At 71.4% G+C, this 21,487-nt stretch carries 24 protein-coding genes and 4 pseudogenes; 14 read left to right on the top strand and 14 right to left on the bottom strand.

Annotation, left to right across the window (positions count from 1 at the left end):
- Positions 1-191: 191 nt before the first annotated feature.
- From ACZ60X_RS14285 to ACZ60X_RS14295, 3 genes are all read left to right on the top strand, one after another.
- Positions 192-371: a DUF6104 family protein gene (locus ACZ60X_RS14285; RefSeq protein ID WP_003992906.1), complete on the top strand. Its 180-nt coding sequence runs from the start codon at positions 192-194 to the stop codon at positions 369-371.
- Between the two features lie 376 nt (positions 372-747).
- Positions 748-1,662, top strand: a complete 915-nt coding sequence (locus tag ACZ60X_RS14290) for a DUF4097 family beta strand repeat-containing protein (RefSeq protein ID WP_469597778.1) — start codon at positions 748-750, stop codon at positions 1,660-1,662.
- Between the two features lies 1 nt (position 1,663).
- Positions 1,664-2,725 carry a PadR family transcriptional regulator gene (locus ACZ60X_RS14295; RefSeq protein ID WP_469597781.1) on the top strand — a complete coding sequence of 354 codons (1,062 nt, stop codon included), beginning with the start codon at positions 1,664-1,666 and terminating at the stop codon, positions 2,723-2,725.
- 226 nt (positions 2,726-2,951) lie between these two features.
- On the opposite strand, the gene ACZ60X_RS14300 is transcribed toward ACZ60X_RS14295, so the two are convergent.
- The 4 genes from ACZ60X_RS14300 to ACZ60X_RS14315 form a co-directional block, all read right to left on the bottom strand.
- On the bottom strand, positions 2,952-3,488 hold the full coding sequence (locus ACZ60X_RS14300) for a Clp protease N-terminal domain-containing protein (RefSeq protein ID WP_469597783.1): 537 nt from the start codon (positions 3,486-3,488) through the stop codon (positions 2,952-2,954).
- The gene (locus ACZ60X_RS14305) at positions 3,488-3,697 is read right to left on the bottom strand and encodes a helix-turn-helix domain-containing protein (RefSeq protein WP_037674056.1); all 210 of its coding nucleotides are present in this window, start codon (positions 3,695-3,697) and stop codon (positions 3,488-3,490) included. The genes ACZ60X_RS14300 and ACZ60X_RS14305 overlap by 1 nt, the downstream gene beginning before the upstream one ends.
- 114 nt (positions 3,698-3,811) lie before the next feature.
- A complete protein-coding gene (locus ACZ60X_RS14310) occupies positions 3,812-4,777 on the bottom strand; it encodes a zinc-binding dehydrogenase (RefSeq protein WP_469597785.1) in 966 nt (321 codons plus the stop codon).
- A gap of 189 nt (positions 4,778-4,966) precedes the next feature.
- Positions 4,967-6,190, bottom strand: a complete 1,224-nt coding sequence (locus ACZ60X_RS14315) for an NAD(P)-dependent malic enzyme (protein ID WP_469597788.1) — start codon at positions 6,188-6,190, stop codon at positions 4,967-4,969.
- A gap of 562 nt (positions 6,191-6,752) precedes the next feature.
- Between ACZ60X_RS14315 and ACZ60X_RS14320 the strand changes: the two genes are divergently transcribed.
- The 3 genes from ACZ60X_RS14320 to ACZ60X_RS14330 are packed head-to-tail and all read left to right on the top strand — an operon-like array spanning position 6,753 to position 9,457.
- Positions 6,753-7,712: an ABC transporter substrate-binding protein gene (locus ACZ60X_RS14320; RefSeq protein ID WP_469597790.1), complete on the top strand. Its 960-nt coding sequence runs from the start codon at positions 6,753-6,755 to the stop codon at positions 7,710-7,712.
- Between the two features lie 36 nt (positions 7,713-7,748).
- Positions 7,749-8,690, top strand: coding sequence for an amino acid ABC transporter permease (locus ACZ60X_RS14325; RefSeq protein ID WP_469597793.1), 942 nt, complete (start codon positions 7,749-7,751; stop codon positions 8,688-8,690).
- A 14-nt stretch (positions 8,691-8,704) separates the two neighbouring features.
- Complete coding sequence (locus tag ACZ60X_RS14330; RefSeq protein ID WP_469598414.1) at positions 8,705-9,457, top strand: amino acid ABC transporter ATP-binding protein; 753 nt, start codon at positions 8,705-8,707, stop codon at positions 9,455-9,457.
- A gap of 65 nt (positions 9,458-9,522) precedes the next feature.
- Here ACZ60X_RS14330 and ACZ60X_RS14335 read toward each other — a convergent pair whose 3' ends face one another.
- Positions 9,523-10,281, bottom strand: coding sequence for a class I SAM-dependent methyltransferase (locus tag ACZ60X_RS14335; protein ID WP_469597795.1), 759 nt, complete (start codon positions 10,279-10,281; stop codon positions 9,523-9,525).
- A 100-nt stretch (positions 10,282-10,381) separates the two neighbouring features.
- On the opposite strand from ACZ60X_RS14335, the gene ACZ60X_RS14340 reads away from it, so the two are divergent.
- On the top strand, positions 10,382-11,014 hold the full coding sequence (locus ACZ60X_RS14340) for a CGNR zinc finger domain-containing protein (protein ID WP_469597797.1): 633 nt from the start codon (positions 10,382-10,384) through the stop codon (positions 11,012-11,014).
- Here ACZ60X_RS14340 and sodX read toward each other — a convergent pair.
- Entirely contained in the window at positions 10,918-11,352 is a 435-nt protein-coding gene (gene sodX / locus ACZ60X_RS14345) for a nickel-type superoxide dismutase maturation protease (protein ID WP_469598416.1), read from the bottom strand. The two genes, ACZ60X_RS14340 and sodX, sit on opposite strands and share 97 nt — an antisense overlap.
- Positions 11,353-11,497: 145 nt before the next feature.
- Between sodX and sodN the strand changes: the two genes are divergently transcribed.
- Positions 11,498-11,893: a superoxide dismutase, Ni gene (sodN, locus tag ACZ60X_RS14350; RefSeq protein WP_100828187.1), complete on the top strand. Its 396-nt coding sequence runs from the start codon at positions 11,498-11,500 to the stop codon at positions 11,891-11,893.
- Positions 11,894-12,152: 259 nt separating this feature from the next.
- Here the strand turns inward: sodN and ACZ60X_RS14355 are convergent, their stop codons facing one another.
- Positions 12,153-12,491: a hypothetical protein gene (locus ACZ60X_RS14355; protein ID WP_469597800.1), complete on the bottom strand. Its 339-nt coding sequence runs from the start codon at positions 12,489-12,491 to the stop codon at positions 12,153-12,155.
- Positions 12,492-12,607: 116 nt separating this feature from the next.
- Here ACZ60X_RS14355 and ACZ60X_RS14360 point away from each other — a divergent pair.
- Both ACZ60X_RS14360 and ACZ60X_RS14365 read left to right on the top strand, forming a co-directional pair.
- A pseudogene (locus tag ACZ60X_RS14360) lies at positions 12,608-12,950 on the top strand (hypothetical protein); the annotation flags it as partial.
- A pseudogene (locus ACZ60X_RS14365) lies at positions 12,932-13,048 on the top strand (ASCH domain-containing protein); the annotation flags it as partial. The pseudogenes ACZ60X_RS14360 and ACZ60X_RS14365, both read left to right, overlap by 19 nt.
- Positions 13,049-13,214: 166 nt before the next feature.
- Here ACZ60X_RS14365 and ACZ60X_RS14370 read toward each other — a convergent pair.
- Entirely contained in the window at positions 13,215-14,387 is a 1,173-nt protein-coding gene (locus tag ACZ60X_RS14370) for an epoxide hydrolase family protein (protein WP_469597802.1), read from the bottom strand.
- An 82-nt stretch (positions 14,388-14,469) separates the two neighbouring features.
- Here ACZ60X_RS14370 and ACZ60X_RS14375 point away from each other — a divergent pair, with 82 nt between their 5' ends.
- A complete protein-coding gene (locus ACZ60X_RS14375; protein ID WP_469597805.1) occupies positions 14,470-15,045 on the top strand; it encodes a CGNR zinc finger domain-containing protein in 576 nt (191 codons plus the stop codon).
- 152 nt (positions 15,046-15,197) lie between these two features.
- Here ACZ60X_RS14375 and ACZ60X_RS14380 read toward each other — a convergent pair whose 3' ends face one another.
- The 4 genes and pseudogenes from ACZ60X_RS14380 to ACZ60X_RS14395 form a co-directional block, all read right to left on the bottom strand.
- Positions 15,198-16,133 (bottom strand): hypothetical protein, encoded by a 936-nt coding sequence (locus ACZ60X_RS14380; protein ID WP_469597808.1) that lies wholly within the window; start codon positions 16,131-16,133, stop codon positions 15,198-15,200.
- The gene (locus ACZ60X_RS14385) at positions 16,130-16,486 is read right to left on the bottom strand and encodes a PadR family transcriptional regulator (RefSeq protein ID WP_469597811.1); all 357 of its coding nucleotides are present in this window, start codon (positions 16,484-16,486) and stop codon (positions 16,130-16,132) included. Before ACZ60X_RS14385 ends, ACZ60X_RS14380 begins: the two co-directional genes overlap by 4 nt.
- Positions 16,487-16,622: 136 nt before the next feature.
- Positions 16,623-16,875 (bottom strand): annotated as a pseudogene (locus ACZ60X_RS14390) (hypothetical protein).
- A gap of 17 nt (positions 16,876-16,892) precedes the next feature.
- Positions 16,893-17,387, bottom strand: a pseudogene (locus tag ACZ60X_RS14395) (inorganic phosphate transporter); the annotation flags it as partial.
- 237 nt (positions 17,388-17,624) lie between these two features.
- Between ACZ60X_RS14395 and ACZ60X_RS14400 the strand changes: the two are divergent.
- The 3 genes from ACZ60X_RS14400 to ACZ60X_RS14410 all read left to right on the top strand — a co-directional run bounded on the left by ACZ60X_RS14400 (position 17,625) and on the right by ACZ60X_RS14410 (position 19,393).
- Complete coding sequence (locus ACZ60X_RS14400) at positions 17,625-18,026, top strand: helix-turn-helix transcriptional regulator (RefSeq protein WP_469597814.1); 402 nt, start codon at positions 17,625-17,627, stop codon at positions 18,024-18,026.
- A gap of 133 nt (positions 18,027-18,159) precedes the next feature.
- The gene (locus tag ACZ60X_RS14405; protein WP_031163324.1) at positions 18,160-18,576 is read left to right on the top strand and encodes a VOC family protein; all 417 of its coding nucleotides are present in this window, start codon (positions 18,160-18,162) and stop codon (positions 18,574-18,576) included.
- A 55-nt stretch (positions 18,577-18,631) separates the two neighbouring features.
- Positions 18,632-19,393, top strand: coding sequence for a VOC family protein (locus tag ACZ60X_RS14410; protein WP_469597817.1), 762 nt, complete (start codon positions 18,632-18,634; stop codon positions 19,391-19,393).
- A 270-nt stretch (positions 19,394-19,663) separates the two neighbouring features.
- Here ACZ60X_RS14410 and ACZ60X_RS14415 read toward each other — a convergent pair whose 3' ends face one another.
- Together ACZ60X_RS14415 and ACZ60X_RS14420 are read right to left on the bottom strand one after the other, a co-directional pair.
- Positions 19,664-19,996 carry a DUF952 domain-containing protein gene (locus tag ACZ60X_RS14415; protein WP_469597819.1) on the bottom strand — a complete coding sequence of 111 codons (333 nt, stop codon included), beginning with the start codon at positions 19,994-19,996 and terminating at the stop codon, positions 19,664-19,666.
- A gap of 300 nt (positions 19,997-20,296) precedes the next feature.
- Positions 20,297-21,466 carry a family 2 encapsulin nanocompartment cargo protein polyprenyl transferase gene (locus ACZ60X_RS14420; protein ID WP_469597822.1) on the bottom strand — a complete coding sequence of 390 codons (1,170 nt, stop codon included), beginning with the start codon at positions 21,464-21,466 and terminating at the stop codon, positions 20,297-20,299.
- Positions 21,467-21,487: the final 21 nt, after the last annotated feature.

A 21,487-nucleotide genomic window follows, 5' to 3' on the forward strand; every position in this document is an offset into this window, starting at 1 on the left:
GCCGCCTATGTACCGCTTGCTCCCGGTCATTCCCGGACCACTCGCCCGCCGCGCGGCGCGCCTGCCTATCATTTTCCTGTTCTCGCCAGGCTCCTCAGGCGGAAAAGCGGCATCTTCCACCTCTCACAAGGTGAGGGTTCTTCCCGCCAGGGAGCGGCCCTACCCCTGCACTGAACGACGGAGCGGCATCCATGTACTTCACGGACCGAGGCATCGAAGAACTGGAGAAGCGGCGCGGCGAGGAGGAGGTCACCTTCGAGTGGCTCGCCGAGCAGCTGCGCACGTTCGTCGACCTGAACCCCGACTTCGAGGTACCGGTCGAGCGCCTCGCGACCTGGCTGGCCCGCCTGGACGACGAGGACGACGAGTAGTTCCGGCGATTCCGGCAGTCGAGCAGCGACCGACGCCCACGCCGACAGGGACGGCCGACTCACGACGGTGAGCGCGGCCCGGTCGCGGCGCTGCGGTCGGGCGGGGTACGGCGCTGCGGTCGGGCGGGCACCGCGGCGCGGCGACGCGGCCGCAGCACCACCGCAGCGCGCCGCCGCCCCCGAACCGCGCATCCACCCCCTCCCTCCCGGGCCCTCCACCCATGCCCGCACCGCCTCGCACCGTCGCGTCACGGCGTCGGCTTCCGCGCATGGGCGTCTTGACTTTCCATGACCGCGATATATCGTGAATCGAAGAAGACGCGATATGGCGTGTGTCGTGATCCGCGCTTCGTCCCGCCGTGCCCGAGGAGGCCCCATGCCCGAGTGGTCCGTAGCCGAGCCCCAGAAGCTGACCTTCGACTCCCGCGTGAGCGACCTCAAGGTCCGCATCGTGAGCGGAACGGTGAACGTGGTGGGCACGGAAGAAGGTTCCGCCCGCCTGGAGGTCTCGGAGATCGAAGGCCCACCCCTCGTGGTCACCGAGGAGGGGGGCACCCTGACGGTGGCCTATGAGGACCTGCCCTGGAAGGGATTCCTCAAGTGGCTCGACCGCAAAGGCTGGCGGCGCAGTGCCGTCGTCTCCCTCGCGGTCCCGGCCGACACGCGCGTCGAGGTGGGCGTGGTCGACGCCGACGCGATCGTCTCCGGCCTCCGCGGACCCTCCGTGGTCAAGGGCGTCACCGGTGACACGACCCTGGTCGGCCTCTCCGGCCCGGTCCGCGCGGATACCGTGTCGGGCAATCTGGAGGCCCAGGCGGTCACGGGCGACCTGCGCTTCAACTCCGTCTCGGGAGACCTGACGGTCGTCGAGGGCTCCGGCCGCTCCGTCCGCGCCGACTCGGTCAGCGGATCCATGATCGTCGACCTGGACCCGAACGGTCCCACGGAGGTCAGCCTGACCAGCGTGTCCGGGGAGATCGCCATCCGGCTGCCCCACCCGGCGGACGCAGAGGTGGAGGCGAACACGGCGAGCGGCACGGTCTCCAACGCCTTCGACGGGCTGCGGGTGCACGGCCAGTGGGGCGCCCACAAGATCACGGGCCGGCTCGGCGCGGGCACCGGCAAACTCCGGGCCACCACGGTCTCCGGCTCGATCGCCCTGCTGCGCCGCCCGACACGCGACGACGAGGCCACCCCGTGGGAGCCCGAGCCGCCACACACCCCCGGGACCGGCACCACCGACGCCTCCGATGCCCCGGCCGACGGTACGACCGACAAGAAGGTGCTCTGACATGCCCCCCGTCTTCGCCCACGGGCGCCTCCGCCTGTACCTGCTCAAGCTCCTCGACGAGGCCCCGCGCCACGGCTACGAGGTGATCAGGCTTCTGGAGGAACGCTTCCAGGGGCTGTACGCCCCCTCGGCGGGCACCGTCTACCCCCGCCTGGCCAAGCTGGAGGCCGAGGGCCTGGTCCGGCACACCACGGAGGGCGGCCGCAAGGTGTACTCCATCACGGACGCGGGCCGAGCCGAACTGGCCGATCGCAGCGGCGAGTTGGCCGACCTGGAGCTGGAGATCCGCGAGTCGGTCGCGGAACTCGCGGCCGAGATCAGGGCGGATGTGCGCGGCGCGGCCGGCGACCTGCGCCGCGAAGTGCGCGCGGCCGCCACGGAGGCCCGCCAGGGCGCAAGGCCGGGCGCGGGGGCCCCGCCCGGGGAGTACGGCGACCTGGGCGACGACAAGGAGTCCTGGCGCGCGGCCAAGGAGGAGATGCGCCGGGTCAAGCAGGAGTGGAAGGAGCAGGCCCGCCGCGCCAAGGACGAGAGCCGCCGGGCCCGCGAGGAGGCCCAGCGGGCCCGCCGCCAGGCCCAGGAGGCGCAGGCACGGGCGCGGGCTCAGGCCCAGGAGGAGATGCAGCGCATCGCCCGTCATGTCCAGGATCGTGTCCAGGACCATTTCACGCGCGGCGACTGGCCGACCGGCGTCCGCGAGGGCCTCACCGAGCTGGCCAAGGAGTTCGGTGATTTCGGCAAGGACTGGAGCAAGACCCTGGGCAAGGACTGGGGCTTCACCCGCGCCCCCGAGGAGGCGCACCAGCCCGCCACCCACCCCGAACCCGAATTCACCGTGCCCACCGAGGAATTCCCGGCCGCCTACGAACCCTCCTGGGCGCACGAGGACTTCACCGGCGACCCGTCCCGCGACCTGGACCGCCTCCTGGACCGCTTCCGCGACGACATCCGCGACACGGCCCGCGACCACGGGGTCACCCCCGACCAACTCCGTGAAACCCGTCGGCATCTGTCGACAGCGGCGGCCCGCATCGCGGCCCTGCTGCATCAGCCGAAGGCCTGACGGGAGCACCGGCACGGGGCGCCCTCGATCCACCGAGGACGCCCCGCACCCCCACCGTGCGGCGCCCCGGCACCGCCCCGCCACGGCTCCCGACACCACCTCGCACCAGCGCCCCCGTCACCACCCCCCGACAGGCCCCGGCACCGCCCCGCAGCACCGGCCCCCGCCAACACTCTTGGCACCACACCCCGGCAGGCCCCGGCACCCCGCCACAGCACCGCCCTCGTCACAACACCCCTGACACCGCCTCGTACGTCACCCCGTGATCCGCCAGCACCTCTCCCGCCACTCCGGGCCGGGCGGTGAGGGCCAGCAGGATGTGTTCGTCGCCGATATGGCGGTCCCGGCGGCCGACGGCACTGCGCAGGGCGCCCTCCAGGATGCCCTTGGCGTCCCGGTCGAAGGAGCGCCGGCCCCGCCAACGGCCCCCGTCCGCGCGTTCGCCGGACATCGCGCCGACGCCGTGCGCCTCCTCGACACGGGAGACGATCTCGCAGACGTCGATCCCGAGTCCCGCGAGCGCCTGCGTCTCGGCCCGGGACAGTCCGGCGCGCCGCCGGGCCTCGGCCAGCGCCTCCCGTACCGACGCCTTGCGCGCGGCCAGTCCCAGCGCGGCCAGCGCGGTCTGGGCACGGCCGCTCTCCCGGTCGAGAAGGGCGAGCAGCAGATGCTCGGCGCCGACGGTCCGCTCCCCCGCGCGTTCGCAGCGGCCGACCGCGCCCTCCACGACCACACGGGCATCCTGGTTGAAGCGTTCGAACATCACTGCCTCCCGTACTTCTTGTGCACGGCCTGCCTGCTGACACCCAGCTCCGCGGCGATCTCCTGCCACGACCAGCCCTGATGGCGCGCGCTGCGCACCTGTACCGCCTCCAGCTGCTCCAGCAGCCTGCGCAGCGCGGCCACGGCCCGCAGTCCCACCCGCGGATCACGGTCACCGGCGCGCTCGGCGAGATCGGTTGCCTCGGTCATGACGTCAATCTAGGTTGACACCCTCGCCATGTCAATCGAAGTTGACACGCGGGCCCGAAAAAAGGCGGGTCCGGGACAACCCCGGACCCGCCGCGCTCGACTACCCCGCCGGCGTCAGGAGTTGGTCAGCACGATCTTGCCGAACTGCTCCCCCGACGCCAGCCGCTCGAAGCCCTCACGGGCCCGGTCCAGTGGCAGCTCCTCGTCGATGACGGGCCGTACGCCGGTGGCGGCACAGAAGGAGAGCAGGTCCTCCAGCTCGTCCTTGGTGCCCATCGTGGAGCCGACGACCTTCAGTTCCAGGAAGAAGATCCGGGTCAGCTCGGCGTGCGAGGGACGGTCCCCGCTGGTCGCGCCGGAGATGACGATCGTTCCGCCGGGCCGCAGGGACTTCACCGAGTGCGACCAGGTGGCCGCGCCCACGGTCTCGATCACGGCATCCACCCGCTGCGGCAGCCGCGCCCCCGGCTCCACGGCCTCCACGGCCCCCAGTTCCACGGCCCGCTTCCGCTTCGCCTCGTCCCGGCTGGTGGCGAACACCCGCAGCCCCGCCGCCCTGCCGAGCACGATCGCGGCCGTGGCGACGCCACCGCCCGCGCCCTGCACGAGGACCGAGTCACCGGGTCGTACCCCGGCGTTGGTGAACAGCATCCGGTACGCCGTCAGCCACGCGGTGGGCAGGCAGGCGGCCTCGGCGAAGGACAGCTCCTTGGGCTTGGGCAGCACGTTCCAGGCCGGTACGGCGACCTGCTCGGCGAACGTGCCCTGGTAGCGCTCGGTGAGGATGGAGCGCGGCTCGTCCGGGCCGACCCCATGGCCGCTCTGGCCGATGACGGAGTGCAGGACGACCTCGTTGCCGTCCGCGTCGACCCCGGCGGCGTCACAGCCGAGGATCATCGGCAGCCGGTCCTCCGGGAGGCCGACGCCGCGCAGGGACCAGAGGTCGTGGTGGTTGAGGGAGGCGGCGCGCACATCGATCGTGCTCCAGCCGGGCCGGGCCTCGGGAGCCGGGCGCTCCCCCAACTCCAGGCCGGTCAGCGGCTGGTCTCGGTCGATTCGGGCGGCGTAGACAGCGAACATGGGCCCGACGATAGGTGGGCCGGTCAGCCGGCGGAACCACACAGCCCTGTGACACATGCCCTCTTGCGCACCGGCACCCGTCCGGCGCAGCCCGGCACCAGCGCCGCCACGGGCACCTCGGGTACCACCCGGCCGGCGGGCCGGCGGCAGAGAAAAGGCCCCGCTCACGGGAGCGGGGCCGATTCCGGGTTACCGGCGTGCGACTCCCTCGGCCCGCGCGGCAGCCGCCACCGCCGCGGTGACCGCCGGAGCGACCCGCTCGTCGAACGGCGACGGAATCACATAGTCGGCGGCGAGGTCGTCCCCGACCACCGCGGCCAGCGCCTCCGCCGCGGCGATCTTCATGCCCTCGGTGATCCGGGTGGCCCGCACCTGGAGCGCGCCCGCGAAGATGCCCGGGAACGCCAGGACGTTGTTGATCTGGTTCGGGAAGTCCGAGCGCCCGGTGGCGACGACCGCCGCGTACTTGTGCGCGACGTCCGGGTGCACCTCGGGGTTCGGGTTGGCCATCGCGAACACGAAGGCACCCTCGGCCATGGAGGCCACGGCCTCCTCCGGGACCGTACCGCCGGAGACGCCGATGAAGACGTCCGCGCCCGCGAGGGCGTCCTCCAGCGTGCCGGTGACGCCGGCCTTGTTGGTGAAGCCGGCCAGCTCGCGCTTGACCGGGGTCAGGTCCTCCCGCTCGGCGGACACGACGCCCTTGCGGTCCGCCACGGCCACGTCCCCGACGCCGGCCTCGACCAGCATCTTGGCGATGGCGACACCGGCCGCGCCGGCGCCCGAGATGACGGCCCGCAGCTGTCCGATCTCGCGCCCGCTCAGCCGCGCCGCGTTGCGCAGCGCCGCGAGCGTCACGACGGCCGTGCCGTGCTGGTCGTCGTGGAAGACCGGGATGTCGAGGCGCTCCTGCAGGCGGCGCTCGATCTCGAAGCACCGCGGCGCCGAGATGTCCTCCAGGTTCACCCCGCCGAAGGACGGAGCGAGCCGGACGACGGTCTCGACGATGTCGTCCACGTCGGTGCAGTCGAGCGCGATCGGGACCGCGTCGACACCGCCGAACTGCTTGAACAGGATCGCCTTGCCCTCCATCACCGGAAGGGAGGCCTGGGGACCGATGTCCCCGAGCCCGAGCACGGCCGTACCGTCGGTCACGACGGCGACCACGTTGGACTTCCACGTGTAGTCGTTGACCAGCTCCGGCTGCTCCGCGATCGCGGTGCACACGCGCGCGACTCCGGGCGTGTACGCGAGGGAAAGGTCGTCCTTGTCGCGGACCGGCACGGTGGCCTGCACGGCCATCTTGCCGCCGCGGTGCAGCGCGAACGCCGGATCGAAGGAATCGAGGGGCTCGGCCCCGCCGTCCTGATCCGTTTTGCTGTCGCTGCGAGGATTGACGATCTCCGCTGCCACTTTGTCTTACCCCTTAGGTATGCATGGTTTGAGGGTCGACCACTCCTGGTGAGGGGTGGGCGGGCACCGCGTACGGCCCGATTGCTGATACGTACGAGCACATACGCGACGGGCGCGCCGCACACGCGCCCTGAGCCCCGGATGAGGGGTGTAAAGAACCTTCTTACCGGACGGACGGTGCCCACGACGAGTCCATTAGGTCCAAGGTCACATCCGGCGGCTGGAGAGCCGCACCCGGATGACGGGAGGCCGACGTCCGCGCCGTGCCGCCCGCGACCACGGGTGACGCGGGTAGATGTGACGACCACATCGTGAGATGCGCCGAAGATTTTCCGGCCGGAGGGGTGGATCACCGCAGATGGTCCGGCGGCCAACGACCGTTGTTGTGCCGTCCTATGCGGTTTGGGGGGTCACCCGTTATGCGATTTTGACATAGTCACAACCCTGAATAGCGCCGTCCGAATGGCAAGATGCCGTAAACCCAGCGAGGTCGCGACACCCGATGGTGTGTGTTCTCGTCGACCCATCGGCAAACTCTTCCCATCCGCCGGAGGAACCCACAATGACCGCAAGCTCCACCCGTCGTACGACCGCCGCGCACTCCCGTCTGGCAGCGGTGGGTGCGATCGCGGTCGCGGGCACCCTGCTGCTCACCGGTTGTGGTGACCAGACCAAGAGCAAGAACAACGGCTCCGGCGGCGCGTCCACCGGCAGCGCTCCGCTCGCCGCCAAGCTCCCCGCCAACATCCGGAACAAGGGTGAGATAAAGGTCGGTTCGGACATCGCGTACGCCCCGGTGGAGTTCAAGGACTCCTCCGGCAACGTCGCAGGTCTCGACCCCGACCTCGCGGCGGCCATGGGCAAGCAGCTCGGGGTGAAGCTGACCTTCGAGAACGGCACCTTCGACGGCCTGATCACCGGTCTGCGCTCCGGCCGCTACGACATCGCGATGTCCGCGATGACGGACAACAAGAACCGTCAGCAGGGCGTCGACCCCGACACCGGCAAGAAGGTCGGCGAGGGCGTCGACTTCGTGGACTACCTGACCGCCGGCGTCTCGATCTACACGCGCAAGGGCGACACCCAGGGCATCAACGGGTGGACGGACCTGTGCGGCAAGAAGATCGCCGTCGAGCGCGGCACCGTCTCGGAGGACCTGGCCAAGCAGGAGGCCAAGAAGTGTCCGAGCGGCAAGAAGCTCACCATCGAGCCCTTCGACGACGACCAGCAGTCCCAGACCCGGCTGCGCTCGGGCGGCGTGGACGCCGCCTCCTCCGACTTCCCGGTGGCCGCCTACGCGGTGAAGACCTCCGGCGGCGGCAAGGACTTCCAGATGGCCGGCCAGCAGGTCCAGGCGGCCCCGTACGGCATCGCCGTCTCCAAGGAGGCGACCCAGCTGCGGGACGCGCTCCAGGCCGCGATGGACGCGATCATCAAGGACGGCGAGTACACGAAGATCCTCGCGAAGTGGGGCGCCGAGGACGGCGCCGTCAAGCAGGCCGTGGTCAACGGCGGCAAGTGACCCGCGCGAACGAGCGGCCACTGAGAGGCAACACACGTGACTGACATAGAGAAGACGGCCGGAGGGGCGCCGGCCGGGGGCGGCTCCCCCGCCCACCCGGAGGTCATCAAGGCCATCCCGGTCCGGCACTACGGACGCTACGTCTCCGCCGTCATCGCCCTCGCGATCCTCGTCGCGATCATCTACGCGTTCGGCCAGGGCAAGATCAACTGGCACGCGGTGCCGGAGTACTTCTTCGACCACCGGATCATGACCGGTGTCAGCAAGACCCTGCTGCTGACGGTCCTGTCGATGCTGATCGGCATCGTCGGCGGCATCGTCCTGGCGATCATGCGGCTGTCGAAGAACCCGGTGACCTCGTCGATCGCCTGGTTCTACATCTGGTTCTTCCGCGGCACCCCGGTCCTCGTCCAGCTGTTCCTCTGGTTCAACCTGGGCCTGGTCTTCGAGTACATCAACCTGATGCCGTTCTACAAGGACTACTGGTCGAACTTCATGACGCCGCTGCTGACGGCGCTGCTCGGCCTGGGTCTGAACGAGGCGGCGTACATGGCCGAGATCTGCCGGGCGGGCCTGCTCGCGGTGGACGAGGGCCAGACCGAGGCGGCCCACGCGCTCGGCATGAGCCACGCCAAGACCCTGCGCCGGGTGATCATCCCGCAGGCGATGCGCGTGATCGTGCCGCCGACGGGCAACGAGGTCATCAACATGCTGAAGACGACCTCGCTCGTGGCGGCCGTCCAGTATCCCGAGCTGTTCCGCTACGCGCAGGACATCGGCCAGAACTCCGGCGCCCCGGTGGAGATGTACTTCCTCGCCGCCGCCTGGTACCTGATCATGACGTCCGTCCTGAGCGTCGGCCAGTACTACATCGAGCGGTACTACGCCCGCGGCTCCAGCCGCAGCCTCCCGCCCACCCCGTGGCAGAAGGTCAAGGGGCACCTGACGACCTTCTCGAGCAGGAAGGTCACGGCATGACCGAGCAGAACCCGATGGTCAGGGCCGAGGGCGTGCACAAGTCCTTCGGCCAGGTCGAGGTGCTCAAGGGCATCGACCTGGAGGTGAGGCCCGGCGAGGTGTTCTGCCTCATCGGCCCCTCCGGCTCCGGCAAGTCGACCTTCCTGCGGTGCATCAACCACCTGGAGAAGATCAACGCCGGCCGGCTGTACGTCGACGGCGAGCTGGTCGGCTACCGCCAGCAGGGCGACAGGCTGTACGAGCTGCGCGACCGCGAGGTGGCACTCAAGCGCCGCGACATCGGCATGGTCTTCCAGCGCTTCAACCTGTTCCCGCACATGACGGCCGTCGAGAACGTCATGGAGGCGCCGGTGCAGGTCAAGGGCCGGGGCAGGACGGAGGCCCGGGAGCGGGCGATGCAGCTGCTGGAGCGCGTGGGCCTCGCCGACCGGGCCGGGCACTACCCCTCGCAGCTCTCCGGCGGCCAGCAGCAGCGTGTGGCGATCGCCCGGGCGCTCGCGATGGACCCGAAGCTGATGCTGTTCGACGAGCCGACCTCGGCCCTCGACCCGGAGCTGGTCGGCGACGTCCTGGACGTCATGCGCGACCTCGCCGAGTCCGGCATGACGATGGTCGTCGTCACCCACGAGATGGGCTTCGCCCGCGAGGTGGGCGACAGCCTGGTGTTCATGGACGAGGGCGTGGTGGTCGAATCCGGCCATCCGCGGGATGTCCTGACGAACCCGCAGCACGAGCGGACGCAGTCGTTCCTGTCCAAGGTCCTCTGACCGCGTTACCGAAGAAGGGGCGGTACGGCAAGCCCGTACCGCCCCTTCCGGCATCGCGCGTCCGGCTACTTGAGCGCGAGCAGCAGCGTGTCCGAGGGTGAGCACCACACCGCCCGCGCCTCGGTGAAGCCCCGCTCCAGCAGGGTGCGGGCGTGCCAGGCGGGCGCGGGCATGTCCCCGTCGGCGTGCTCGCCGTAGATCTCGAACCTGCGTGCCGTCGGCTCGGCGAGCACCGGGTCCGCCGCCGCCAGCCGCCACCACTCGGCCCAGTCGACGGCGCCGTCGCGCTTGGCCTGATCCATCCGGGCGTGCCGGAGGGCGCGCACGGCCTCGTTGATCCGGGGCGTGCTGTCGTCGATCATGTGGTCCGCGTTCATGAAGACACCGCCGTCGCGGACCAGCCCCGCGACCTGACCGTAGAGGGCCGCGAGGGGTTCGCTGTGCAGCCAGTGCAGGGCCGTGGCGGTCAGTACGGCGTCGTAGGAGCCGTACGGCAGCCGCGCCGCCCACCCGGGGTCCTTGAGGTCGGCGCTGACGAAGGAGACCCGGTCGTCGCCCTCGAAGGTGCCGCGCGCGATGGCGAGCAGGGCCGGGTCCAGATCGACGCCGGTGCTGGTCGCCTCCGGGAAACGGGCCAGCAGCCGGGCGGTGATGCTGCCGGTGCCGCAGGCCAGGTCGAGGACGCGCGGAGCCGTACCGACCAGCGCCTCGACCATGTCGAGCATGATCCGGAACCGCTCCTCGCGGTCCGGCATGTACCACTCCTGCTGCCGGTCCCAGCTCTCCTGCCAGGCCGCCCAGTCGGTTCCGGTACTCGTGGTCATGGCACCTCATCCCCTCACGCGACGCGTAATACCCTGGATGCACGACGGGCCGTTACCCGACCGCAGACACGACCATAAAGCGCCCTCGTAAGGACTACAAGTGGAACTGGCCTATTACTCGGATTACGCCGTCCGTCTCGTCAACAGCGAGGAACCGGCGCGGGGGAAGGACTCCCTGACCTCGGTCGAGGCCGTCCGCGATCTGTTCGGCACCAGCAACTCCTCCACGGCCCGCCGTGCCACGGACGCCGACGTCACGCGCTTCCGCTCGGTCCGGGCGCGGCTGCGCGGCGTCTTCGAGGCGGCGGACCAGGGGGACGAGACGCTCGCCGTGGACCTGCTGAACTCACTGCTCCTGGAGTTCCCGGTCAGCCCGCAGATCTCCGGGCACGACTTCCGGGACGAGGACGGCCGCCCGCTGTGGCACATGCACCTGGCCGACCACCCCTCCAACCCCACCGCGGGCTACGCGGCCATCGCGGCGATGGGCCTGGCCTTCCACCTCACCGAGTACGGCGTCGACCGCCTCGGCCTCTGCCAGGCCGCCCCCTGCCGCAACGCCTACCTCGACACCTCCACCAACCGCTCCCGGCGCTACTGCTCCGACCGCTGCGCGACCCGCGCCAACGTGGCCGCCTACCGGGCCCGCAAACGCCTGGAGGCCGACCGGTCGGGCAGCAGCGGCCGCACGGACGACAGCGCCCAGCGCACCAGCCTCAGCGGCGAGCGCTGACCGGCCGGCCGCGGCCGGTATCTGAAGTACGCCTTGCCCAGGACCAGTTCGTCCGGTACGACGCCGTAGTCGGTGCTGTCCCCGCCCGCGTACGGGTTGTCCCCCAGCACCCACCAGCCGCCCTCGCGCCGCTCCACGGCGCGCTTGACGACCAGCAGGTCCTGCTGGAACGGATGCCGCAGGACCACGATGTCCCCCGGCCGTACGACCGCCCCATAGCGCAGCAGCAGCCGGTCCCCGTGGCGGAGCGTGGGCACCATGGACGGGCCCGTCACCTCGGCCAGCCCGTACGGCGCCACGGCCCTCCCCCGTTCCGTCTCCTGCGACAGCTCCGGCATCCCCGGCACCTCCCCGGTCCGTTCCTCCACCAGTCTCAGTCTCACCCTGGACTTTTGTCCTAAGCCCTAGGGGGCACCCGAGAAATCGCTCTCCTCAGGGAGTAATGTCGCACCCGAGAAGACGATCACGAGGAAGGAATGCTCCATGCTTTCCCGCCTGTTTGCCCCCAAGGTCAAGGTCAGCGCCCACTGCGACCTGCCCTGCGGCGTGTACGACCCGGCCCAGGCCCGCATCGAGGCGGAGTCGGTGAAGGCCGTGCAGGAAAAGATGGCCGCCAACGACGACCCCCACTTCCAGGCGCGCGCCACCGTCATCAAGGAGCAGCGCGCGGAGCTCGCGAAGCACCACGTCTCGGTCCTGTGGAGCGACTACTTCAAGGCCCCGCACTTCGAGAAGTACCCGGAGCTGCACCAGCTGGTCAACGACACCCTGAAGGCCCTGTCGGCCGCCAAGGCCTCGACCGACCCGGCGACGGGCCAGAAGGCTCTGGACTACATCGCCCAGATCGACAAGATCTTCTGGGAGACGAAGAAGGCGTGATTTCCCTCTACGCCCTCTGACCTGCGATTTCTTTCGTTGCAGTGTCTCCCTGTCCGCACCCGGTCCGCAGGCCGCCGAGCATGGCGAGCGTGGGGTCCGGGTGCGGCGGTCCCGGTCGGTGACGGCGGCGTCGTGTGCGGCGGACAGTTCGGTCACGTCGGCAACTCCGGAGGGGCGGGTAACGCCGCGAGGACGGCCGTGTGTTGGAGCCGTTCGCGCAGGTGCACGGCGTACGCGGCTCCACCGTGCTGCGGCCCGTTCAGTTCCTGGCCCACAGCGGTGAGCCGGCGCGCGGTGCCGGCCGACATGCGCTCCTGCGGGGCATCAAGGACGAACCCACGTGGGCGGCGAACAGGTCACCGACCGACTGGTCGTCGTCTTCGGCGCTTCGGTAGAGCCGGATCGCGGTGTCTGCGCCGGCGACGGCCTGCTGGACGTGCTCCCGCCCGCCCACGGCCAGGTGGCTCGTCCCGGCGTACGCGAACTGCTTGGCGGCCGGGAAGGCGAAGATGCCCGGCACCTCGTCGTGGCCACGCATCGCCTCGCGGGCGCGCTCGGCGTCCACCAGCGCGACCACCGTTCCCGGCCGGTCTGCCACTATGGCCGGCGCACGCGCCTCCAGGCTCGCCAGCCGAGCCCCGATGCTCCCGTCCGCCCTGTGCCGACGACCGGCCTGCGCCGGCCGCGCTGCCCGCTCGTAGTGTCCGTTCCAGTAGGCGATCAGAGACCCGCTGGTGGCTCGTACCCTCCACCGGCACCCCGCACCCCCGCATCCCTTGCCCGCACCCCGGCTGCGGCTGGGCCGAGAGACACGCCGAACGCACCCGCGTCCACCACACCGACCGCGAGGCCGCGCAGGTGGCCGCCGTCTGCCTCCACCGCGGTCCCTGCCGGGCCACCATCGCCCCGACCGGCGGCTCCTACCCGGACCTGGCCACAACTGGTCGACGAGGCCCTCCAAGCCGTCGGCCTCACCCGCGGACAGCTCCCCGCTCGTCTGTTCTGCCCCCAGGTCGTCACCGACACCGGCGCCAAGCTGTCCAAGTCGCTGATCCGCACCTCGCCGACCCTGCAGTCGGCGACACCATCCGCTTCCGGATCAAGGGCACCGACGAGACGTGCGACGTGAAGGTCAAGCGGGTCACCGAGTACCCTCGGCGCCCTCGCCATCGAGATTCGGCTCTCGCGTTTCTCAGGCCTCGCCGCAGAGAAGGCTCAGCACGCGAAATCCACGTGCCGTTGCCGGGGCTAGGAGTGACCATGCTCGGGCGGCCCCGCAGCCGCGATCAGGCGGGATCGAGTGCCGACACCCCTGCCGCGTTCAACGATGGGCGGCCAGCACTGCCGCGAGACCCTCTTGCAGATCTTTGACGAAATACTCGGGAACCTCCAGCGACGGGAAATGTCCTCCCCTTTCGGGCTCCCTCCATCGGACGATCTGTCGGTACCGCTCCTGCGCCCAGGGGCGCGGACACTTCTCGACATCGCGGGGATACATGGTGAGTGCCGACGGGACGTCGACCCGAAGTTCCGGGTCGAGCGAGTTGTGGCTTTCGCAGTAGATGCGGGCCGCCGATGCGCCGGTCCGCGTCAGCCAGTACAGGGTGACGTCGTCAAGAACCGTGTCCATGGAAATCGCCTCGAACGGACTGTCCTCGGTGTCTGACCACTCGGCGAACTTGTCGAGGATCCAGGCAAGAAGCCCGACCGGTGAGTCGACGAGCGAGTAGCCGATGGTCTGTGGGCGGGTCGCCTGCTGCTTCGCGTACGCCGCGCGGTGGCGCCAGAAATCGCGGGTCTCCTCTGCCCACTTGCGCTCGACCGCCGTCAGCCCGTCCGTGGTCAACCCGGGCGGTGCCTCCGCGAACGTTGTGTGGATTCCGAGAACGTGCGCCGGGAACCTGCCGCCGAGAACCGTCGTGATATTGCCTCCCCAGTCGCCGCCGTGGGCTGCGAACCTGCTGTAGCCGAGCCTTCCCATCAGCTCCACCCATGCGGCCGCGATCTTTTCGGTTCCCCACCCGGTGATGGTCGGCTTGTCGCTGTAACCAAAGCCCGGTAGCGATGGAACCACGACGTGGAACGCCGGCGCGTCCGCATCTTTCGGATCTGCCAACTCGTCCACCACATCGACGAACCGAGCAATGCTGTCCGGCCAGCCGTGCGTCAAGATCAGCGGAGTGGCATCTGCGCGGGCGGATCGGCGGTGCAGGAAGTGGATTCCCAGCTCATCGATGGTCGTGCGGAATTGGCCGATCCCGTTGAGGCGCGCTTCGAACGACCGCCAGTCGTACCCGGTGCGCCAGTGGTCCACGACCTCGACGAGGTCGGCGAGCGGAACGCCCTGTTCCCACCGGCGCGGGTCGGGCGCGGCGCGATGGACCGTCTCGGCCTCCGGTAGCCGCGCCACAGCCAGGCGCGCGCGCAGATCGTCGAGGTCGGCGTCAGTTGCGTGGGCTTCGAATGCTTGCGCGTCGCTGGTTGGACGGGGCATGAGACCTCCTGACCATTGCGGAACCGGCTAAGACGGTTCTAGCAGTCCTCCACGGCACCCTGCAACCGGCTAAGGTGGTTCCATGCGTGCTGAGTTCCCTGGCTTCCGTCTCGGTAAGGTGCTGGCGACCAGCTTCACGGGGACTCTGTCGGAGCGTCATGGCGACTCCGTGGAGCGCATTCCCACGCCGCAGCGACTCGTCGACTGGCTGGCGGTGAACGGCCTCGCCGTGGACTCCTGCACCACCGCCCAGCTCGACCTCGCCCGGGAACTGAGGGAGTCGATTCACGCCGCCGCGACAGCGGCCGCACTCCAGGACGTTCTCCCCGCGTCCGCTGTCCACGTCATCAATGACTTCAGCGTTCAGGGTCGGGCCGCGGCGATCCTGACACCCGAGGGCAAGCGGCGATGGCGGCTCGGTTCGGCTTCCCGCGTGGAAGACGCCCTCAGCGTGATCGCCGCCGACGCGATCAGCATCATCGCGGGCGAACGAGACGGAAAGTTGGCCTTGTGCGCATCACCGACCTGCCGAGCCGCCTTCTTCGACACCAGCCAAAGCCGCACCCGCAAATGGTGCGACATGAACACGTGCGGGAATCGTCACAAGAAGGCGCGCTTCATTGCCAACCAGCGCAAAAACCCCAGATCAGCAGAGTGATCGTTACCTCGGTGCATCCACACCGCCCGCCCCTCTGACACCGCGCCCTACGTGCTCGCGGCGTCTCCCCGGCCGCACCCGGACCGCGGGCCGCCGGGCACGGCGACCATCGCGATCCGGGTGCGGTTCTCTGTTCGTCTCGCGCGGGTTTCCTAGGCCGCGCTCGGTGGGGTTGCCCGGTCGCGGGGCCGGCGCGCGCGGGTGAGGAGGACGGCGCCGCCGAGCAGGAGGATGAGCAGCGCGCCCACGCCTGCGGGCGACAGCGGGAGCAGTTGCGGCACCGTCATCTGGAGCATGGTGGGCAGCAGGGCCACCGCCAGGCCCGCGGCGGTCAGCCGGTTCCGGCCGGTGAAGAGAAGGGCGACGGCGAGGGCCGCGGCCCACAGGGTGCGGACGGCACGGGGGCCGCCCGGCAGGACGTAGTAGAGGGTGGCGAGTTGCGCCCCCCACAGCAGGGCGGCCAGGATCCCGGCACCCGCCATCGCGGCATGCTGCGGCCGGGAGTGGCCGAGCAGGTCCCTGGGCGCGGCGAGCACGACGGCGCCGGTGAGGAGCGGCACGAGCAGGCTCATCACCAGGGCGGAGGAGGCGGGCCGGCCGCCGTCGTGGGCGAGCAGGACCAACGGGACGTCGGCCAGCCGCAGCACCGTCGCCGGTACGACCAGCGTCCGGGCCGCGCCCCAGCGCCCGGTCCAGGCGGTCGCGAGCGCCGCCAGCCAGAGCAGCGGCACGAGCACCTGGTCGGCCAGGACGAGAAGGTCCGGGAACGAGGACCACGACAGACCCCGGACGCCGGGGGCGACGAGCCAGAGCAGGCTCACCACGCCACCGCCCGTCGTCACGGCGACGGCGAGCGGAGCAGCCTGCGCCAGCACCCGGCCGGCGATCCGGTCGGACCCCAGCCCGGTGCGCCGCCGCAGCCCGTGCCCGGCGACGTCGAGCGCCTCGCGCAGCCGGCCGAGCGCGCCGGCACCCTGGGTGGCCTCGGCGTAGATCGCGGTCAGCTCGGCCTCGTGCTCGGCGCGGTAGGCGGCCGGGTGGCAGCGCAGTGCCCAGCGCAGGGCGCGCGGCACATGGCGTTCCGTCATGCCGTGGCTCCCTTCGGGCGGACGGTGGGCACACGGCGGGCGGCCATGCGCCGTTCGGCCTCGGCGACGACGGCACGCAGCCGTGCCGTCTCGGCGGCCAGCACGGAGCGGCCCGCCTCGGCGAGGGCGTAGACCTTGCGGGCCCGGCCGTCGACGACCTCCTCGCGTTCGACCCGGATCAGGCCCTGTTGCAGCAGCCGGTCCAGCGCGCCGTAAAGGGTGCCGGTACGCATGCGTACGCGGCCCTGGGAGATGGTGCCGATCTCCTGGATCAGCCCGTAACCGTGCCTGGGCTCGTCGGCCAGGGCGGTGAGCAGGAGCAGCGTCGGCTCCTGAAGCGGTCGGTCACTCATGCCGTCTATATATATCGGCGAACTACATATGCTGTCGAGCGACATGTTGCGGCCGATCGGAGGCAGTCGGCGACGGAGGACGAAGGCCCGGTCGACTCCGCCGACCGGGCCTGGTCCGGGCTGGTGTGCTGCCGTCTCAGTGGAACTGCGGCACGATGAGGCAGATCCCGTACGCCACCACCGCCGCGCAGGCCAGGAAGCACATGGCGGCCTGGGCGCGGCCGGCCGTGCCGGCGGCGCCGTCGCGCGCGCCACCGCCGGCGCCCCCGTCACGGGCGGCTTCGGCGCGGGAGGCCGAGGACGCCGAAGGTGAAGACGACGGCCACGGCGACCGTGACGCCGAGGCTGACCGCGGTGACCTCGCCCAGGGCGGACCAGTCGACACGCATGAGGGACTCCCGGGGTTTCAGGCGGCCGTGCCGACCTTGGTCGGGGCCGCGGTGCGAAGGGTGACCTCGTGGTGGTCGTTGACGTTGTCGGCGCACACCGGGTCGCGGCGGGAGGCGGCGACGATGACCGCGGCGAGCGCCAGAGCGACCAGGGCGACCACGGCCGTACCGGCGTTGCCGCCGTGCTTGACGACGCTCGCCGCGAGGCCGCCGACCAGCGCCGCCGCGGGCAGCGTGATCAGCCAGGCCAGCACCATCCGGCAGGCCACGCCCCAGCGCACCTCGGCGAGCCGGCGGCCCAGGCCCGCGCCGAGGATGCTGCCCGAGGCGACCTGCGTGGTGGACAGCGCGAAGCCGAGGTGGGCGGAGGTGAGGATCACCGCCGTGGACGCGGTCTCTGCGGCGAAGCCCTGCGGGGACTGGATCTCCGCCAGGCCGTTGCCCATGGTGCGGATGATCCGCCAGCCGCCCGGGTAGGTGCCGAGGCCGATCGCGACGCCCGCCGCACCGAGGGTGTCGTGGAACCCGTTCGTGAAGTCGAACGCGAGAGCCGTGACGATGACGACCGCCACGAGGAACGTGATGTGGTCCATTCCGCAAGGCTGGCGAGGGCAGGCCAATGCGCGGAGAACTGAGGGCGAACGACGTATCGAAGATGGGGAACCCTGTTGTGTGCTCTTGTGGGGAAATGTTGTACTCCCCGTTGTCAGTGCCCCGTGCCACGCTGGACACCGACCCTGGAGGAGTGGATGACCGCGCTGGACGACCTCAGACGCCTGCGCCGCGTGCGCGACCGCATGGACCGTGAGTACGCCGAGCCGCTCGACATGACCGACCTGGCCCGGGGCGCCCACATGTCCCCCGGCCACTTCCAGCGCAGCTTCCGCAAGGCCTTCGGGGAGACGCCGTACAGCTATCTCATGACCCGCAGGATCGAGCGCGCCAAGGCGCTGCTGCGCAGGGGTGACCTCACGGTGACCGAGGTCTGCCTCGCCGTGGGCTGTACGTCGCTCGGCTCCTTCAGCTCCCGCTTCACCGAGCTGGTCGGCGAGACGCCGAGCGCCTACCGCGCCCGGGACCACGAGGCGAGCGCGGCGATCCCCTCCTGCGTGGCCCGCACGTTCACCCGGCCGCGCCGCAGACCGTACTGAACCCCGCACCCACCGGACAGCGGTGAGCACCGCACCCAGCCTCACGCGCCCATCGCACCGCTCCCGCCCCCGCGCTCACCCGCCCCTGGCCGAGTACCGCGCGCCCGTGCCCGCAGGGGCCTAGCGTGTGGCCATGGACGTGAAACTCAAACAGTGCTTCATCGCGGTGGACGACCACGACAAGGCGCTCGCCTTCTACCGTGACGTGCTCGGCCTGGAGGTCCGCAACGACGTGGGCTTCGAGGGCATGCGCTGGGTGACGCTGGGCTCGCCGCTCCAGCCGGACGTCGAGATCGTGCTGGAGCCACCGGGCGCGAACCCGGACGCCTCCCCCGCCGACCGGCAGGCGATGGCGGAACTGCTCGCCAAGGGCATGCTCCGCGGCGTCATCTTCACGACCGAGGACTGCGACGCCCTCTACGAGCGCGTGCGCGAGTCCGGCGGCGATGTGCTCCAGGAGCCCACCGACCAGCCGTACGGCGTGCGCGACTGCGCCTTCCGGGACCCGGCGGGCAACCAGCTGCGCTTCCTCCAACGGCCCGCCGAGTGAGGCGCGGCGAGAATTCCGGGCGACCTCGCGGGAATCCGCGCCTACACTCCCGAGCGTGATCATTCGCTGGACGTACGCGTTCGTCGACCGCCCCGCCGACCGGCTGCCGCGGGCCCGCGCCTTCTGGTCGGCGGTCACCGGCACCCGGCCGTCCGAACCCCGGGGCGAGCGAGGGGAGTTCCTGACCCTGCTGCCCGACCCGGCCGCTGGGGCGGACGCGTGCGTGAAGCTCCAGGGCGTCGCCGAGGGGGACGGCGGCGCCCATCTCGACCTGTGCGTGGACGCCGGGGACGTACCGGAGTCGGTCGCGGCCGCGCGCGAACGCGGTGCGGAACTGATCGCGGACCACGGCGGCTGGGCCGTACTGCGCTCCCCCGCCGGGCAGTTGTTCTGTGTGGTGCCCTGGCACGGCGAGGCGGTGCGCCCGCCCGTGGTGGCGGGCAGCCGACTGGACCAGGTGTGCCTCGACATCCCGCCGTCCGCGTATGCCGCGGAGGCAGGCTTCTGGGCCGCGCTGACCGGCTGGGAACGGCTGACGGGGTCCCGCCCGGAGTTCGAGGTGCTGCGGCCGCCGGCGGGGCTGCCCGTGCGGATCCTGCTCCAGCGGCTCGACGCCGAGCGCCCCGCCTGTGCCCATCTCGACCTCGCCTGCGCGGACATCCCCGCGGTCCGCGCCCGGCACGAGGAGTTGGGGGCCGTGCCGGTGTCCCACGGCCCGCACTGGTCCGTGCTGCGCGACCCGGCCGGCGGCCTGTACTGCCTCACCGGCCGCGATCCGGAGACGGGCGGCCTGCCGAACGCCACCCGGCGCGGCTAGGGGGTTTCGTGTGGACCAGGCCGGCCGGGACGAACGGTGCGGCCTGGCGGACCCGAGCGGGCTCTGGTGCGTGCGGACGCGAGACGGAGGAGGGAGTCGACGTGATGGCGGTCCCCCGCGCACGGGAGTCCCTCCGCGCACATGGGGGTCCCTCCCGCTCGAGCGAAGCCGAGAGCGGGGGAGAAGCCGAGCGCGGCGGAGAAGCGGCAACGCCGCAGATGCGCGTGCCGGCCCTCGCGACGACGGGATGGTCCGAACGACACCCCTAGGTCACTCCCAGGGCTCCACCGCGACCACCGCCTCGATCGGCAGCGGTCCGTACAGGTGCGGGAACTCCTCCCCGTCCGGCCCCATCGCCTCGTACCTCAGCGGCGCGCCGACCAGGGCCGGGTCCACGACCAGGACGACCAGGTCGTCGGGGCCGTCGTAGCCGCCGTACAGGAAGTCGGCGACACGCGGGAGCTGTGCGCGGGTGGAGAAGTGGATGAAGCCCTCCTCCTGGAGAGTGCGGCCGCGCGTCGACAGCTCGTAGGTGCCGCGCTCGCGGGCGGCCTCCCACAGGGAGCGCTCGGTGATGTGGAGGATCGGGGGCAGTTTCGGCATGCGCCCACAGTACGGCCGGGCCGGCACCGGTGCGCGAGCGCGGGGGACGGCCCCGCACACGGTGGGGATGTGCGGGACCCGTCTGGCCGGAGCCCCGGTGACCGTGCGGGGTCAGGAGCCGCACGGCCCGGGGCTCCGGGGTCTGTGACGCCCCGAAGGAAACGCGCGCCTGCATCCGGCGGGCGGCTGCCACCGCGAGGGGGTGTCGCCCCGCTCGAACGAAGCTGAGGGCTTGGGACGCGCCGCCGGCCACGACGAGCGCGGACGGCAAACTGCCACGCGCGGCGCTTCCGGTGGCCGCTAGGCGCTGCGCCGGGTCACGAACTCGGCGAGCGCCAGCAGACCGCCCGCCGCCTCGGGATCGGGTACCGCGCGGGCCAGCTCCTGCATGGCGCGAGCCATCCGGTCGGCCGCCTCGGCCTGCGCCCAGTCCCGGCCGCCGGCCCGCTCCACGGCCAGTGCCGTGCGCGCGACGCCCTCTTCGTCCCCGGCGACATGCGGCTTGGCGTACAGCTCGGCCAGGTCGGCCGCCGCGTCCGTGCCCGAGGTGAGCGCGGCCACCACCGGCAGCGACTTCTTGCGGGCCGCCAGGTCGGCGCCGGCCGGCTTGCCGGTGTGCCGCGGGTCTCCCCATATGCCGATGACGTCGTCGATCAGCTGGAAGGCGAGCCCGGCCTGGCGGCCGAAGCCGTCCAGCGCGGCCACCTCCTCGGGCCCGGCGCCCGCGTACAGCGCGCCGAGGGCACAGGCGCAGCCCAGCAGCGCGCCGGTCTTCGCCTCGGCCATGGCGAGCACCTCGTCGAGGGTGACCTCGTCCGGGGCGCGGTGCTCCATGTCCGTGTCGGTGTGCTCTCCGGCGCACAGTTCCACCACGCAGTTCGCGAGCCGGGCCGCGGCCGGGCCGCCCGCCGGATGCGTGTCCTCGGCGAGCAGCCGCAGGGCCAGCGCCAGCAGGGCGTCCCCGGCGAGGATCGCGTCGGTGTCGCCGAACACCGTCCAGGCCGTGGGCCGGTGCCGGCGGGAGGTGTCCCGGTCCATCACGTCGTCGTGCAACAGCGTGAAGTTGTGGACCAGTTCGACCGCCACCGCCGCCGGGACGGCCGCCGTACGGGCCACCGGACCGCCGAGGGCGGCGGCCGCGGCCAGGACGAGCGCCGGCCTTATGGCCTTGCCGCCGTTGCCGGACGCAGGGGTGCCGTCGGCGTGCTGCCAGCCGAAGTGGTAGAGCGCGATCCGGCGCAGGGAGCCGGGCAGCGGCTGAAGGGCCGCGCGCAGCTCCGGGTCGACGACGGCCCTGGTGCGCTCCAGCAGCGCCATCGCCTCATGGCTCTCTGTGGCCTCGGCCGGACCCGTGCCGCCGTCGGCCGCCCTGCCCAGCGCCCCCTTTGCGTCCGTGTGTACGCCCCCCGCCGCGCCCGGGTGCGGCACGGCGGGGTAACGCTGTTCGGTCTCCGTCATGAACTCGGCCATGTCTCCCCCTCGCCCGGTCCG

The organism is Streptomyces sp. NPDC104106, from assembly GCF_055584345.1.